Source organism: Membranihabitans maritimus (assembly GCF_021729145.1).
In the GTDB taxonomy this organism is placed as follows: Bacteria; Bacteroidota; Bacteroidia; order Chitinophagales; family Saprospiraceae; genus Membranihabitans; species Membranihabitans maritimus.
Genome location: NZ_JAJSLW010000006.1, coordinates 28,832 through 45,598, shown reverse-complemented (window position 1 = coordinate 45,598; position 16,767 = coordinate 28,832). Strand labels below are relative to the sequence as shown.

Genomic DNA, 16,767 nt, shown 5'->3' with positions numbered 1-16,767 from the left:
TTGTCTATTTTATATGAGTTTCTTGAAAACTTTAGGAAATGAATATAAGCATACCTCAACATAATAAGTCTTTCATCCGGATATTTTTTACCTTTAGAAAAATTAGCAAAAGTTACTTTATGAAGGTATCGACATGTATTATTTTGTCCCTTATTTTCGGTTCTTTGCTACCGGTTTCTGCACAGGAATGGCAGCACTATAGTACTGGAGAAGAGTTCTATCGACCGATTATCAAAGAACGAAACTTTCCCATTAGCGCAAAGATTTTTAAACTTGGCAAATGGCCGGATGTTCATTCAGAGACAAAGGTTACATTGCCACTCCCAGGGAATGAAGAACCCATGTCGTTCGAAATGGAAGTCGCTCCGGTTTTGTCAAAGGACCTTCAGGAAAAGTATCCCTTTATCCGCTCTTATACTATAAAAAATGAACAAACCAGTGGTATCCTGACCCTTGGTCGGGAAGCGCTGGATGCTGTGTTTTTTGTAAGAGGAAAAAAAGTTGTGGTCGAACAATTAAATGAAAGAGATTATATTGTCTTTTATGATCGTAAAGTGTCGAAAGAGTCGGATAGACAGGAAATATCATTGGGGCATTGTCTTACGCATCAGGGGGTTGATAAAAGTGAGGACTCTCCTATATCTTCAGTTAATATTCGGAGGGCAGAACAAACATCTCTGAAGGTATATGATTTGGCTATAAGTACTACAGATACGTATGCCCAAAGAAATGGGGGGACAGTTGCTTCGGTGTTGGAGCAGGTCAATAGGGTTTTTGGAAGAGTGAATTTGGTGTTTCAAAGGGAAATAGGAGTGAAATTCGAGATAATGGCCGAGTCAGAGGAATTAATATACCTGGAAGACGATCCTTACCGGGAAGGGAATAACAGTTCTATGCTTAGTTCTGTGGGTGATTTGTTTAATGATGTTATTGGATTCGAAAATTATGATCTTGGACACTTATTGGCTACAGATTGTGGGTCAGGGACTGCAGGTGTATCCTCGGGAATAGGTACGGTGTGCAATACTAATAAAGGTCGGGCGCTTTCATGTGACTTAACGAGGAATTTGTCAGAATATGTAAGAGTGCTTACCCATGAATTAGGACATCAACTCGGAGCACAACACACCTGGTCTAATTGCCCCTCTGTCAATACGACCCAACGAAGTAATTCAACGGCTTTTGAACCAGGTAGCGGATCTACTATTATGAGCTATATAGGTGCCTGTGGACCTGAAAACTTAACTACCGTTTCGGGACCACTTTATTTTCACGGGGGGTCATTGGATGAAATGAATAATTATATATTAAGTGGGCAGGGGAATAGTTGTGTTGCCTTGGTCGAGAAGGGAAATTCAGTGCCCGAAATATCGTTTGTGCCCGTAGATAATCTCAGTATCCCTATTAAGACACCGTTCTTTTTGACCGCAGAGGCATTTGATGAAGACGGGGATCAATTATATTATACCTGGGAGCAATACAATTTGGGTCCCATTTCACCACTTGGGGAACCTATTCAGTCCGCACCTTCATTTCGATCATTTCCCCCCGATACGAGTGCTATTCGTTATTTCCCACAATGGAATACTCTTTTATCAAATGATGAAAGCGATGAAGAAGTTTTACCTACTTATTCAAGAAACTTGGACTTTGGTATTACGGTACGGGACAATAATGAAGAGTCTGGAGGGACAGCCCGAGAGGATATTTCTATACATGCTACTTCCAATGCCGGGCCTTTTTTTCTAGATTTTCCTAATAGTACTGCTGATGAACTGTACGCAGGAGATTTTGTTACTGTTCAGTGGGAAGTGGCCAATACAAATATCGCACCCGTGTCGGCCTCGCACGTCCTGATAAAAATGTCTACAGACGGTGGATATACTTATCCGTATATATTAAATGAAAAGACGGAGAATGACGGGGAAGAAAATGTTCAGGTACCCAATATTGTCTCAGATAGTGTCCGATTTATGATTCAGGGATTTGAACATATTTTTTATGACGTATCGGATGAAAATATATCTGTTCAAAATCCTTCTAGTCCTACCTTTGGTATTAATATTTCGCCGGGTACTCAGATTGTTTGTTTACCCGATGAGCCCCAGGTGAAATTAAATCCATTTCCTGTCCTGGGATTTTCTGATTCCGTAACTTTTTCCATAACTAATCAATATGACGATATTGGAATTGACCTTTCTAAAAAAACAATTCTGGTCGGACAGGAAATGGTAATAGATTTTGATATTGATCCCGGCTTCCAATCAGATACTGTTGAGTTTACAGTAAAGGCGAAGGCCCCCTCGCTTGATACATTGTATAGGACTGTCAGGATGATTGTGATTAATAACCAGTATGATGACCTGGAATTGGAAGTACCTATGGATGGAGCGCAACAAGTAAATGTACTGCCGTCTTTTGAATGGGATGGATCGGTAAATGCAGATTATTATACGATACAAGTTAGCCCTTCTCCTGAATTTCCCGAAAATAATTTAGCAATTTCCGAAACCTCTATTTCGGCAGATTCCTTTCCATCTACCTCGCAACTGGATCAGGGAACGGTTTATTTCTGGAGAATTCTACCTCATAATTCTTGTGGTGTGGATTCGTCTTTGGCAGTTCAGGCGTTTCAGACGGCCCTCTATGATTGCCGGGAATTTACCCCGGAAGGTTTGCCTTCGGGAGTGGGAGGGAGCGATACGGGGAGTATTATTTCCCAAATTGAAGTCTCAGAGAATTTCCAAATAGATGATATTAATGTGCGAAATATAATGGGATTCCATGAATCAGTCAACCAAATCCAAATGACCCTGGAAAAAGATAGTATGAGCGTATTTCTTTATAAAGGTGAATGCGGCGTAAGGAATTTGAACCTGGATATTAGCTTTGACGATGAGGCCGTAAGCAAGACGGATTGCCGGTTGTCTTCAGGGACTTTGGTGAAACCGTATAGGCCTTTGGCTCCTTTGTATACGCTGGAATCCGAGGGGATATGGACGTTTCGTATCCGAGATAGTATTGTGGGAGCAGGAGGGGTTTTGCAGTCGTGGCAATTGCAACTATGTGGTATCAATGAAGCCGAAGAATTAGCCTATAAGGTTGATACGATACGGGTGTCCCCCGGAGGCATGGAGATATTGTCAGAAAATGAGTTGGTATTCGAGAATTTGGAAGAATTGGAATTTCAGCTTGTTAGCCAGCCAGGTAAAGGGGTACTTTCTTTAGGAGGGCAGGTTATAACTACGGGCCAAACCTGGACGGGAATGGAAGTCCTGTCAGGAAGTGTTTTATATGATAATACGGAAGGTGCTGCAGCATTGGATTCTTTTTCTGTATCAGTAGTCAGTGAGGACAATTCCTGGTCCGGCATTGTTAACATTCCTATTCTTGTGGATCCTATGGTAAGTACAGAATTACAAGTTGAAAAGCGCCCCTTATTAAAGTTATTTCCCAATCCCGTTACTAATATTTTGAATATTGAAAAGGCCAGTGAGTTTAATTGGAAGAAATTCAGAGTATACAACAATACGGGACAGTTGATATATGCGGAAGATTTGCAACCTTATTCGATGAGTTTTTCTATTTTGACAGGCAGCTGGATACCAGGAGTATACTTTACTGTAGTGGAAATAGAGAATGGACAATTAATTTCAAAAATGATTAATGTACAATGACCAAAGATTCAAACGTATTAAGTGACCGGATTAAGGATTTTTTAGTCCGTTTTCCTCCTTTTTCGATGATGACAGATCCCAATTTGAATTTGCTCCTAAATAATATAAAAATAAAATATGTAGAGAAAGGGGAGGTAGTATTCCACCAGGGGGCTGCTCCGAATCAGTACTTTTATGTTATCCGGAAAGGGGCTGTGAAGTTAGAGAGAATGGAGGGAGGAAATAATATTTTAATTGATGTGTGTGATGAGGGTGATGTATTTGGGATCCGGCCTTTGATAGCTGAGCAGCCATATTTATCCACAGGGACAGCTCAGGAGGAGTCGATTTTATATGCGATTCATACGGCGGATATCAGAGATATTATGATTAACAACCCCAAAGTAGGATATTTCTTGGCTTCCAGTTTTGCTGCCGGAACTAGAAATAAAAAAGAAGGTCATAATACGGATGGATTAGTTTTTATTAGCCACAATGAGCAGTTGCTTCAGGAAGACCGATTAGTGGAGATCCAAAAATTATCGATTGGAAGGGTTCCAATAGTATGTAAGCCTGGAACTACGGTTTCGGAAGCTGCCAAGATTATGACGGATGAAAATGTAGGGTCCATTGTCGTAGTCAATGATAATTTTTTCCCCAGGGGAATTGTTACTGATTCTGATATGCGTCGGATGGTAGGAAGAGGGGAGTTTGACCCGGATAAACCTATCCAGGGGGTGATGAATACACCGGTTATTTGTCTTCCAGTAGGGACTTCCTATGCAGATGCCCAAATCGTTATGTTACACAATGGGATCAACCATATAGTCATGACTGAAGATGGGTCTGACGAAACACCGGTAAAAGGTGTTTTTTCAGAAAGTGAGTTACTGGCTTACCAGGGAAATAGTCCGGGGATTATCATTAAACAAATGAAGAAAACCAGGAATCCCGAAACATTAAAGAAAATAAGGGATAAAGCTGATTTACTATTGGAGAAGTACTTATATCAGGAAGTATCAATCACCTTTGTTTCTGATGTGATGACGGCCATAAATGATTCTCTGTTGGTACGAGCCATTGAGATTTCCTTGCGAAAAATTAAAAGTGAAACCGGGGAGTCACCCCCTGTCAAGTTTTCATGGGTCGCCATCGGATCCCTGGGAAGGAGGGAGCAGATTTTGAGAACAGATCAGGATCATGCACTAATTTTCGAAGAAGTGGATCATGAAAATTATTCTATGGTCAAATCTTTTTTCCTCGAACTGGCTACAAAGGTAGTCGAGATTCTCAAAATATGTGGTTTTAAGGAATGTCCTGCCAAGATGATGGCCAATAATCCCAAGTGGTGTATGTCGATCAGGGAATGGAAAGGACAATTTCGCCAATGGATCCATTCACCCGATAATGAATCGATTTTACACGCCAATATATTTATGGATTACCGTTCGGTTTATGGGGATGTTGAGTTGACAAAGCAGTTGACAGGATATATAATGAATATGGTTCATGATCACCGTATTTTTCTCACGTACCTGGCGAAATATGCCGTAGAAACACCCCCTCCCCTGAGTTTCTTTAGAAATTTTATTCTTGAGAAGAATGGTGCTCATAAAGACCAATTTGATATTAAACAAAGGGCTATGTTGCCGTTGGTGGATGCTGCAAGAGTTTTGGTTCTTGAGCAAAAGGTAGAGAGAATGAATAATACTATTCAGCGATATGAAAAACTGGCTGAAATTGATAATAAAAATGAAGAAATGTACCGGGACGCTATTACTGCCTATGAGATTCTTCTTAGGCTAAGGGCTTTAAATGGTATTAAAAATTCGGATAACGGCAGGTATATTACACCAAATCAGCTAAACAAAATACAGAGAATGCTATTGAGGAATAGCTTTAAACCAATAGGCCAGCTTCAAGACGTACTTAATGTTAGGTTTCAACTGAATTTTTTCTTATAAAGCCGTTTAAAAACAAATTTTTAAGTTACTGATATGTCATTGATCACTTTCCCGAAAGCTATCGATCACCTATTTTTCGTCCCAGCCCTATGGGGATAAAATTCAAAATGAGGTTCGTCTTGCCCCATCGATATCCCCTGGGATGATTCAACCACATAGTATTAATTTTAACATGCATTATTAAACAACTTAAATGTTTTTATTTAATAGAAAGAAAAAATCTTCTAATAATCACGCTCCTCATTTACCTGAGTGGTGGAAAGATTACATGAAGAAAACAGAGAAAATTAACTTAAATCAGCATGCAGAAAGTTTTGAATTTAAGGTTTTGGATCTAGAAACTACCGGCCTGGATGTAGATGAAGACAGGATAATTTCTGTGGGGTTAATCCCTATACTAAATTATGAAATGTTCCCCGGTAGGGCATATCATACATTGGTATATCAGGACCATTTTAAAAAGGATAGTGTGAGTATCCACGGTCTTACTATGGATGATCTGAAATCAGGAATAACAGAAGAGTCCTTTTTAGAAACGATCATTCCGGAATTAGCCGGTACAGTGATTGTTGGACATCATATTGGATTTGATATAGCTATGATCAATAAATCCTTGAACAGGCACTGGGGGTGTAAATTGGTTAACCCCGTCTTAGATACGGCTATGATGTATAAGAGGTGTTTCCCTATTAAATTTGTTTATGATAAATTTATTAATCAAGTACCTACACTGGATGAGATTGCCTCTGAATTTGAATTAGCATTTCACGACAGACATTCTGCCATGGGTGATGCTGCGATTACAGGCGTAATTTTTATGAAATTATTGAGGAAGTTAAAGCACTTGAAAGTTCAAACTTTGAAAGAATTGCTGGAAAAATAAAAAAGCGAGTCACACTATGATTTATGACTCGCTTCTGCAAATTATAATCCCATGAACATATCCAAAACTATTATATATTTTTGATCGAATAAGTCTTTCCTTTTCTTCGATATTGTAAATATGGATAATATTAATCAAAATCAATAAGACAAAAATTGTATAATGTTACTTTTGTTTTTATGGTTTTTAAAACTAATTTATTGATTTATAGATATTTAATAATCAATTATGGTGTATTTGTTACGAAAATAATTGTGAGAAGAGTGTGTTTTGTGGCAGTAAACCAAGATTTTTTACGGTTTCGAATAATCTGGATTCTTTAAAAATGATGAATCTGTAAGTGTTTTGATAAAGGCAAGAACTTGCTCTACTTCGCGATTACTCAGACCAAGTGGACGGATAAGAGGGTCTGTATTTAATTGCCGATGACCACCTGAGTTGTAGTGCTCCATAACTTCTTCCATTGTACTAAACCTCCCATCGTGCATGTATGGAGCTGTTTCAAATACATTAATCAGCGTAGGAATTTTAAATTTACCGTTATCTAATACTTCCCCGGTTACCTCACCTCTGCCTTTATCAATAAAATCAGTTAAATTTTCTACAGCCTCTATGCCGTTATTTTTAAATTCGAAGGTAGTAAAAAAGGGTTCTGTATGACAATGACCGCATTCTGCATCGGGAAGGTCCGGTACAACGTCAAAAAACATCAAATAGCCCTGTAATTCATCGTCTGTGAAAGTAGCTTCTCCTCTTAATATACGATCGTACCTGGAATTTCCACTACTGACTAAAGTGCGTTCAAATTGTGCAATTGCTTTTGATACTAGGGCTTCATTGATGTCTGTGGATTTTATTATACCAAATGCCTTTCTGAATTTGACGGGGTATTCATGGTGATTTTGGAGTTTATCTAACAATGCTGGCCAATTATGCCCCAATTCATTGGGATCTTCAACAGGGGCTGTAATTTGTGACTCCAGATCGGGTTGCCTTCCATCCCAGAATAGGTTGGATCGATTGTATCCAACATTTAATAAGCTCATGCTGCTCCTTCTTCCTACCCGGCCATCAATTCCTGTAGAAAGAGCGGAATTATCTTTGAAGCCCCGTTCATGGATGTGACAACTGGAACACGATATGGTACTATCTATGGACATAATAGGATCGTAGAATAATGACCGTCCCAGGCTGATACCCTCGACCGTCAATGTATTGTCACTGGGTATGTTCATCTCTGGGTAGTTTGACGATGTTTCCAGCTTGTACTCTTGCGGTGAAAAGGGTATTTCAGATAAGTCCTGATTATCAATGTCTGGTGTTTTTTCCTTTTGGCAAGAAAAAGTGATTATAATAATGACAAGAGAGAAGAACAAAAGATAACTGTTTTTCTTCCTGACGAAACCTACCGGTGAAAAAGAGTAATATGATTTACCGTTTCGTATAGCCACTTTTTTGAATTTCTTATTTCTTTTCTGGTATCGGGGCGCTATTGTATATAAATAACTATGCAATAGGTAATACGGTTCAATAAAGTAACAGGTTTATTCCGGTGGTTCAAATACGCCGGACATATTATCCATGATAATGGAACGTTTAGTTTCGTTGGAGAGGTCTAAAGTTATTCCTCTCATAAGGTGATTAGCATTTACCAGGAAGTTTATCGTTAGATTTTTTCCTTTTATTTTCCCCCATTTTCCCTGCATTGAAACAGGTAAATTAATTTCTTCCCCCGAAAATTCAAAGTTTAAGGGCTGTTCACCGGGAAAATCTAATCTGATCTTTAAATAATTCCATCTTTTTTCTGTAAAGTTGTATAGTACACTATCTCTGAAAGGGTGATCTATCGGGAAGTCTTCGGGGACGAAAGATGCTATCCCGGGTATATTTCGAATTTGAAAGGATGTATTTCTAAAACTGTCATTTTGAATAAAGGAAGCCCCGGTACTGTTGACTTGACTCACACGTACCGGTAAAATGTCTGGTGAGATTATATAGCCAATTAAGCTATCCGTGGGGCCCATCCGGATTCCGGACTGATTTTCTACCAAAACTTCAGAAGCAATAAAAGATATTTCATTTACCAGGAATGGGGTGCTATCCTCCAGGTAAAAGGTGTCTGTAAAGGCCTTGCGACCTTCATTGTCTTTCAGTGTTGTCTGGAATTGAATTCTGGGATACTCACAACAACAGGGTAGTTCATTCTGATAGTCGTAATTGATAGCATTGGAGTCCATGCAACCCTCCTGATATTCTTCACAAGAACAAAAGATGGATACAATCCAAAAAGACAATACAATTAGAAAAAAATTAATTTTCCCTGGTGAGTTTATCAGCATAGGCCTTTACTTCTTTTTGAATAATATCCTTTACCTGATAAGAAAAATCCTTGTTTAACATCCATCCGAGATATTGGCGGTCTTTGTACAATAGTTCTCCAACAGGTTGGCCATTGTATTTCCCAAAGTTGAAAACCACAATTCCATTCACATCATATTTTAATTTTTGGGTTACATCTGCAAATCGGAGATCTGTGGTGAAATCATGAAGTGCTGACATATCATTTTTTATAGGAATGGATATATTACCGTCTTCATCTTCATACTTTGTGGCCTCATATCTACTCAATTGCCCTTTAAGAACATCTACTGTTGCCCTTACATCTTCCAGGGCATCGTGAGCGTTTTCCATTTCCTCTCCTGTGTAGAATTTTACTGCAGCTGATAATGTCCTTGGTTCCATTTTTGTAAAAATTCGCATTACATCTATGGTTTTTCTGGAACTCATATCTAAGGGGAAGCCTGCGCGATCCAATTCTTCCATTAACATTGGTATGTCAAATCTATTGGAGTTGTAACCGGATAAATCGGCATCTCCAATAAAAGATAAGACTTCTTCCGCTATATCTTTAAAATACGGTTTGTCCTTGACCATTTGCTCAGAGATTCCGTGGACATTAAAGGCTTCTTCAGATATCGGTCTTCCCGGATTCACCAAGGCTACGTATTCAGTAGGATCGGATCCATCTTTGGGATATTTTATAAGAGCTAATTGTACAATTCTATCATGAATAACATGTAATCCGGTAGCTTCTATATCTAGGAAACAAAGATCCTTTGTAAGATTGAAATGCATAGTTTTATTTTATTTAAATTGGTCCATTCCTTTCGTCTGATAAATTAACAAACTATCAGAACCATTATTGTATAATAAGTATCCTTCAATTTCTGCGGGCAAATTTGCTAAAATATCTTTAGAAAACTGCAATCCGGAAGCAATCATTGCGGTGGCAAGCGCGTCAGCTGTCGCACAATCATCTGCGACAATAGTTGCAGATATAACATCTCTTTGTTCGAAATATCCCGTTTTGGGGTTGACGGTATGTGCATATTTTTGTCCATTTACCTCATAGAAATTGCGATAATTGCCGCTCGTAGCGATGGCTTTTTCTGAAATTAAAATCTTATCGAATATATCATTGGAAGCTGCACGTTCCACCGGAGTATTGATGCCGATCACCCAACCTTCTCCATTTCTTCCCGGTCCCCGTGTATAGGTTTCACCTCCTATTTCTACCAGGAAGTTATTTATATTTTTATTAATAAGAAATTGGCTGATTTCGTCAACTGCGGCTCCTTTGGCTATGGCGCTAAAATCTATTTCTGTTTCATCAGGTAAATGCCAAATTGGCCTGGAAAACAAGGGGTAAATCTTTTGGAAGCCTATACCGGACATTAAACTGTCGATATGCGCAGAATCTATATTTTCAACCGGGTTCCGCTTTGTATACCCGAAGCCCCAGTAATTTACCAAGGGCATTACCGTAGGGTCAAAATAACCATTTGTCCAATCAAAAACCTTTTTGGCGATTTTGATATTTTTCATGAAAAAGTCTGTCTCAAATGAATTCTCTTGAGCAACAATTACAGTATCTCCTTCATTCAATCGGCTAATTATAGATGAGGGTATATATGTAGATACGGATTGGTTAATGGCTTCCAGTAAGCTATCCACCTGTAAATTTGAAATTTTACTCTCCTTTACATCTTCGAATATAATGTGATAGCTTGTACCCATGGTTTGTCCTTCCAAGGGATGGAAATGTTTTTCTTGTTCGGCAGAATCAGAGCAAGAAATTAAACAAATTAAGATGGCTAAAAAAAATAATTTCATTAAATCCTTTATGGTTTTAAAATACCCTCACTTTTAGCCTCCTCTTGCGCCCCATGAAGCTGAACCGGCTTGGATTTTTTCCGTACATTCATATTAAGAAACTCAACTAAAAGTGAAAATGCTATGGCAAAATATAAATATCCTTTTGGAATGGCTCCAATGGTTTGGCCAAATACTTCCAGGTGCGCCAGATGAGCAGCTTCAGCCAGTAACATAAAGCCAATTAGAATCAAAAAAGAAAGCCCCAGCATTTGAATCGTCGGGTGATTATTGACAAAATTTCCTACAGGAACTGCAAAAGCCATCATAATCAATACACTTATAACGACCGCTACTATCATAATTAATAGTGCTCCCTGAATTCCACTGGTCATGCCCACTGCTGTCAAAATGCTGTCGATGGAAAAAACGACATTTATTAATGTGATTTGTATTATTGCTGATGAGAATGAGGTAACTTTTTTGTCAGATGAATGCTCGTCATCACCTTCCAGTTTGTGATGGATTTCCGAGGTAGCCTTGTACAACAAAAACAATCCCCCGACAAAAAGTATAACGCTTTGCCCCGAAATACCTCCCGATATCCAAGTGGTATGAATTTCAAACCAGGGCTCTTTCATGGCAATGAGCATTGAAATACCAAATAATAACAAAATCCTCATAATCATTGCGAGGAGCAGGCCGATATTGATGGCTCTTTTTTGGAGACTTTTGGGGAGCTTGCCACTTATGATAGAGATAAAAATGATATTATCGACTCCCAGGACAATTTCCAGAAAAGTAAGAGTGAGAAGACTCATCCACACCTCCGGATGTGAAAAATCCGGCAAGGTAAGATAAATAAGCATGTTCATTGTCATATTGTCAAGTGTATTGCTGTCAAAAAATTAAAGATAATATAATTAGAAAGGTAGATTTCTATTCTTGCATTGTAAATTTGCGAAAAAGTTGGAAAATGTATGAAATATAGGCGATTAAGGAAAGATGAATTGGAAGAATTGAAGCCGGAATTTGTCGAGTTTTTAGCTTCTAATCAAATAGAAGCAAAGGATTGGGAGAGAATTAAAAAGGAAGAAATCGAAAAGGCTGAAAGGTTAATTGATATTTTCAGTGATATTGTTTTTGAAAAAATACTTTCATCGGTTCATTATTTGGAGCAGCGAAGCCCTGGTACGATTCGGATATTTAAGTTCGACGATGAGCAAATAACGATGAATGGCATAATGATTGAAGATAATACTAAAATTGATTTTACTGAAAATCAAACACCTGAAGAGTTGATACAATTGTTTAAATTAGCTCCGGGAAAATTAAAGATATTTACAGCCCAGAAATCATATTCCAAAGATAAATTAACCGAAATATATGATCTGATGCAAAAAGGTTGTTTAATAGTAAAGAATGATCAATTATTTCAAGTCATAGAAAAACTTAAAAATCAATAAGATGAAAAATCTATCGGTATTTACAACTTTACTTCTCGTTTTATTAGTGGTTTGTGCAGAAGGACAGAGCACAAAGATACCTTTAGTTGAGCACTTTAGTAATACCCCCTGTCCGATATGCCAGGGAAGTAGAGCTGGAATTTATGAGGATCTTGCAAAAGTAGAAGGGAAAGTGAACCATATAACTTTTCACAGAGGGTCACCATACCCTGATTGTGAATTGTATTTATATAATAAAAGTGAACAGGATAATAGAGAAGGAGTTTATAATAATTCAATAAGAGGTATAACGGGGAGTCCCCGTTTAGCTGTTAATGGAGTACCGAGACATTCTTCAGCTTTGGCATCAGATATCGAAAATGCACTTGAGGAAAATGAAGTAAATGTAGGTCTAAATATGAAAGAAGAAGGCAGCACCTCAAGAAAAGTAACATTAGAGGTAAGTAATTTAACGGGGACTTCCATGGAGAACCTATATGTTTATGCTGCAATGGTAGAAGAAGAAGTCAATGTCAACGTAGATGGTACAAATTATGAAATTCACGATGTTTTCCGCAAATTTCTGGGTGATCAGGGAGGTAGTGGCAATGCAGTGGGAGCATTGGAAGGCGGTGCAACAACGGAAATAGTACTGGATGGGAGTGTCCCTAATGATCTAAGTGCAAATAACATTTACGTAGTGGCATGGGTGGAAAATAGGGTCCCGGATGGAGATAAGTATGAAATCGTTACCGAGAATAGCGTTTCGGAAAAATCGAGTTTGTTAACTTCAAACAATCTTGAAATAAGCAAAACCGAATTGACGATAAGTCCCAATCCGGCATCTGAGTACTTAAATATTACCAATGTTAGCTCATTCACTCCCGGGAGGCTTAAAATTTACAATATTTCCGGTAAGGAAGTCAAATCCATTGTTTTTACTTCACAGCTATCGATTAGTGATTTGAGGCCGGGTAGTTATTTGTTGGTTTTAGAGAATGAGGAGCACAGGGTAGTACGAAAATTTATTAAGCAATAGAGTCCTGGCCAGTTACCAGGATTATAATATAAAATAGCCGTCTTTATTCAACTTTTGTTGGTGTTATTCGTTGACGGTATAAATCGAAAGGGTAAATAATTATGGAATCAACAACAAAAAATCCGGTTTTATTATATACGGAGAGAACTCCCAACCCAGAATCTCTGAAATTTGTCACCAATAAGATGCTGTTTCGAGGAACGGCGGATTTCCAGGAACAAGAGTTGGCGGAAGAATATTCACCTCTAGCCAAAGCTTTGTTTGAATTCCCCTATGTAAAGGGAGTATATGTTAGTAATAATTTTGTGACTGTCTCCAAGGAATTGAATTATGAGTGGGAAGATATTATGCTTAAAATAAAGTCTTTTATAAAGGACTATGTAGAAAAGGATGGTGTAATAGTAACGGAGGATTACGAAGTCTACCTCGAATCAATGGAGGAAGAGAAGCATGATAAAGTATATTCGGGAGATGAAGGAGAACTCGTGCAAAAAATTAAAGACCTTTTGGAAACGTATGTAAAACCCGCTGTTGCCGGAGATGGAGGAAATATAGAGTTTCAATCTTATGATGACGGTGTGGTTTCAGTCCTTTTACAAGGTGCTTGTAGCGGATGTCCCTCTTCTACATTAACGTTGAAGTCAGGAATTGAAGGTATGTTAAAAAGAATGATCCCGGAAGTGAAAGCGGTTGAGGCGTATATGGGATAGGAGATGGCAGCACTTTTAAAAAGTTGTAAAGAGCTGATATTTAGTGATCATTGTTTTTTTCAAATTTTTCTACGGTAGATTACAATTGCGGATATTTATTTCAGGTATATCTTGGAGATAGAACAAACTTGATTGAGAAGATATAGAGGATTAAAAGAATTATAATAATTTTAAACCTATCCATTCAACTTATAGCGTGTTTAAAATTGGTTTTTGAGTCGATGAAGAGTAAATTGTGTTCTGGATGAGGTCGAAGGAGATGACGAATAAAGTGCCTGGCGAAGCGGCAAATGTGCGATCGATGAGGAACCGGAAAATACTTTTTCCGGGTGGGTTCCAGCCTTAGCTACGTGATCGACGCACAACGAAGCGCAGGATAAAATTTGCCGGAAGTAGGTCCTAGTGTTAAATTTAAACATGCTTTTAACTCAGTTTTGTAGCCGATTCTCTGAATAAATGAATTTTCGAGCTTATCAAAATTTAATATCTTAGGATATTTTCTTTAAGATTATAGTTGTACAATTTTCATGTAGGAAATGAATAAGTTACATAAAAACAAGAAAAATATTCCCATTCATGATCTTCCCCAAAAACCAACTCAGGATTTTGACTTTAAACTCTATCATCTAAAAGGAGAATACGCACGTAATAAGAATTTATCATCTATGCCGGGGGAGACAAACGTTCCGCACCGGCATAATTTTTATGAAGTTTGTTTCTTTACAAAAGGAGGAGGTCATCACGAAATAGACTTCAGGAAATTTGATATTCGTGAATTTAGCATCCATTTTATTTCACCGGGACAAATTCACCATTTGGCTGGTACAGAAGAAAACCAGGGATACGTTCTTGCTTTTTCAACTACTTTTTTGTTAGGGGAAAATGAAGAAAATGCTGCCTGGTTGGCCAAGTTGCCATTTTTTAATCCTCTCCAGGGACCTCAAACCTTGAAGCTGGATGAATCAGATTATTTCGACCTTTTGAATTTGATAGAGCACATCAAAGGAGATGAAACCAGGATGGGCAAATCTGCTCGTGGTATTATTCGGTACTATATCAAAATTGTACTGGGAAAATGTCATTATTTTTTTTCCCTGGATAAAGAAAGTGGTAAGTTGGTTGAAGACCCTACTTTGAAATTGGTAGGTAAATTCAAGCACTTGGTAGAAATGCATTTTGCTGATTTACACCAGGTTCAGGAGTATAGTGAAAAGCTAGCCATTACGCCGGGGCATCTCAATCGCTGTTGCAAGCAAATAACAGGGAAAAATGCCAGTGATGTAATACTGCAGCGAATTGTTCTGGAAGCAAAAAGATTGCTTCTGTTTACAGGAAAAACCAGTAAAGAGATAGCTTATAGCCTTCACTTTGAAGACCCGTCATACTTCAGTAGAATCTTTAAGAAGAAGACAGGTTATTCTCCTACCACCTTTAGAAATAGTATGCGTGAAAAGTACCATCAATAACCCGATTTGTACCCAATAGTTGTTTTTTAATACAATATTTTTGGATATTGTAAAAAAACAATATTAATAATGTTAATAAACAAGTCTTTGCTAATTAAAGACCTTGAATCAAAGGTCGATCGAGTTTTTGAATTATCTGGAAAAAAAATAGATTTAATCCGTAAGGAATATGACCATTCCCAGGGTTCTCCTGTATTTACTATTGAAGGGAAATATACTACCCGTGGTTGGACAGAATGGACACAGGGTTTTGAATTTGGCTCTTCAATTCTTCAATTTGATGCCACTGGGGAAACATCATACCTGGATTATGGAAGAAAATCTACTGTAGATAAGATGGCAGACCATGTGGGGCATTTTGGAGTACATGACCACGGTTTTAATAATGTAAGTACTTATGGGAATTTGCTGCGATTAATGAAAGAAGGAAAGATAGAAGAAAAGGAATGGGAGAAGAACTTCTATGAACTTGCCCTTAAACTTTCCGGTGCTGTCCAGGCACGCCGGTGGACGAATATAAAAGATGGGGGATTTATGTGTTCTTTTAATGGTCCGCATTCGCTTTTTGTAGATACTATACGCACGGTTAGGGCCCTGGTAGTGGGACATGAGCTGGATTTTGAATTACTTGGAGAACACGACACCCGAACCAGTTTGTTGGAACGAGCGATACTGCATTCCAGAGCAACTGCAAAATACTCTGTTTTTTACGGCGAAGGACGTGACAGTTATGATGTCTGGGGAAGAACAGCACACGAAAGTGTTTTCAATATAAACGATGGAAATTTTCGTTGTCCAAATTCCCAACAGGGGTATACGGGGTTCTCAACCTGGACTCGTGGATTGGCTTGGGCTGTAGCTGGGTTTCCGGAACAATTGGAATATTTGGCCGCAATTGACGATTCGGAATTAGAGCCGTATGGTGGCAGAGATGAAATAACACAAATATATTTGAAGGCAGCGAAAGCGACATGCGATTTTTATATAGATAATACTCCAACCGATGGTATACCTTATTGGGACACAGGTGCTCCTGATTTATATAAACTGGGAGATTATTTGTCCCGTCCTTCTGATCCTTACAATGACTACGAACCAATAGATAGTTCGGCAGCAGCCATTTCTGCACAAGGTTTGCTTCGCTTGGGAAAATATCTTCAGGAGTCTGAGCCGGAGGCAGCAAAAAAATATTGGCAGGCTGGATTAACTGTTCTAGATACTTTATTCGATGAACCATATCTCAGCACTGATGACCGGCATCAGGGATTAATTCTGCATTCAATTTATCACCGTCCCAATGGGTGGGACCATGTTCAGAAAGGTGCAAAAATACCTTATGGTGAATCAAGTATGTGGGGTGACTACCATGCACGGGAAGTTGCACTTTATGCAAAGAGGTTAATTGAAGAGGGAGATTATTATACTTTTTTTAGTTGCGTAAAATAGAATGGA

General features: G+C 38.3%; 13 protein-coding genes. 8 read left to right on the top strand and 5 right to left on the bottom strand.

Translation table 11 applies throughout. The features are described from left to right. Nucleotides 1–119 precede the first annotated feature (119 nt). The 3 genes from LVD47_RS08405 (at nucleotide 120) to LVD47_RS08395 (ending at nucleotide 6,503) form a co-directional block, all read left to right on the top strand. Nucleotides 120–3,677, top strand: a complete 3,558-nt coding sequence (locus LVD47_RS08405; RefSeq protein ID WP_236975237.1) for a reprolysin-like metallopeptidase — start codon at nucleotides 120–122, stop codon at nucleotides 3,675–3,677. After that, entirely contained in the window at nucleotides 3,674–5,620 is a 1,947-nt protein-coding gene (locus LVD47_RS08400; RefSeq protein ID WP_236975236.1) for a DUF294 nucleotidyltransferase-like domain-containing protein, read from the top strand. The genes LVD47_RS08405 and LVD47_RS08400 overlap by 4 nt, the downstream gene beginning before the upstream one ends. A gap of 193 nt (nucleotides 5,621–5,813) precedes the next feature. Further along, nucleotides 5,814–6,503 carry a 3'-5' exonuclease gene (locus LVD47_RS08395; RefSeq protein ID WP_236975235.1) on the top strand — a complete coding sequence of 230 codons (690 nt, stop codon included), beginning with the start codon at nucleotides 5,814–5,816 and terminating at the stop codon, nucleotides 6,501–6,503. A 293-nt stretch (nucleotides 6,504–6,796) separates the two neighbouring features. On the opposite strand, the gene LVD47_RS08390 is transcribed toward LVD47_RS08395, so the two are convergent. From LVD47_RS08390 to LVD47_RS08370, 5 genes are all read right to left on the bottom strand, one after another. Beyond that, entirely contained in the window at nucleotides 6,797–7,954 is a 1,158-nt protein-coding gene (locus LVD47_RS08390; protein WP_236975234.1) for a cytochrome-c peroxidase, read from the bottom strand. A 93-nt stretch (nucleotides 7,955–8,047) separates the two neighbouring features. Then, the gene (locus LVD47_RS08385) at nucleotides 8,048–8,842 is read right to left on the bottom strand and encodes a hypothetical protein (RefSeq protein ID WP_236975232.1); all 795 of its coding nucleotides are present in this window, start codon (nucleotides 8,840–8,842) and stop codon (nucleotides 8,048–8,050) included. Further along, entirely contained in the window at nucleotides 8,814–9,638 is an 825-nt protein-coding gene (locus LVD47_RS08380) for a 3'-5' exonuclease (protein WP_236975230.1), read from the bottom strand. Before LVD47_RS08380 ends, LVD47_RS08385 begins: the two co-directional genes overlap by 29 nt. 9 nt (nucleotides 9,639–9,647) lie before the next feature. Then, nucleotides 9,648–10,676: an FAD:protein FMN transferase gene (locus LVD47_RS08375; protein ID WP_236975228.1), complete on the bottom strand. Its 1,029-nt coding sequence runs from the start codon at nucleotides 10,674–10,676 to the stop codon at nucleotides 9,648–9,650. Nucleotides 10,677–10,684: 8 nt separating this feature from the next. Next, nucleotides 10,685–11,530 (bottom strand): TerC family protein, encoded by an 846-nt coding sequence (locus LVD47_RS08370; RefSeq protein ID WP_236975226.1) that lies wholly within the window; start codon nucleotides 11,528–11,530, stop codon nucleotides 10,685–10,687. Nucleotides 11,531–11,635: 105 nt separating this feature from the next. On the opposite strand from LVD47_RS08370, the gene LVD47_RS08365 reads away from it, so the two are divergent. From LVD47_RS08365 to LVD47_RS08345, 5 genes are all read left to right on the top strand, one after another. Further along, nucleotides 11,636–12,121: a DUF6495 family protein gene (locus tag LVD47_RS08365; protein WP_236975225.1), complete on the top strand. Its 486-nt coding sequence runs from the start codon at nucleotides 11,636–11,638 to the stop codon at nucleotides 12,119–12,121. Between the two features lies 1 nt (nucleotide 12,122). Next, nucleotides 12,123–13,139, top strand: coding sequence for a T9SS type A sorting domain-containing protein (locus LVD47_RS08360; RefSeq protein WP_236975224.1), 1,017 nt, complete (start codon nucleotides 12,123–12,125; stop codon nucleotides 13,137–13,139). 101 nt (nucleotides 13,140–13,240) lie between these two features. Further along, nucleotides 13,241–13,849, top strand: coding sequence for a NifU family protein (locus tag LVD47_RS08355; RefSeq protein ID WP_236975222.1), 609 nt, complete (start codon nucleotides 13,241–13,243; stop codon nucleotides 13,847–13,849). Nucleotides 13,850–14,385: 536 nt separating this feature from the next. Continuing rightward, on the top strand, nucleotides 14,386–15,315 hold the full coding sequence (locus LVD47_RS08350; RefSeq protein ID WP_236975220.1) for an AraC family transcriptional regulator: 930 nt from the start codon (nucleotides 14,386–14,388) through the stop codon (nucleotides 15,313–15,315). Nucleotides 15,316–15,384: 69 nt separating this feature from the next. Next, nucleotides 15,385–16,761 carry a glycoside hydrolase family 88 protein gene (locus LVD47_RS08345; RefSeq protein ID WP_236975219.1) on the top strand — a complete coding sequence of 459 codons (1,377 nt, stop codon included), beginning with the start codon at nucleotides 15,385–15,387 and terminating at the stop codon, nucleotides 16,759–16,761. The last annotated feature ends 6 nt before the right edge of the window (nucleotides 16,762–16,767 follow it).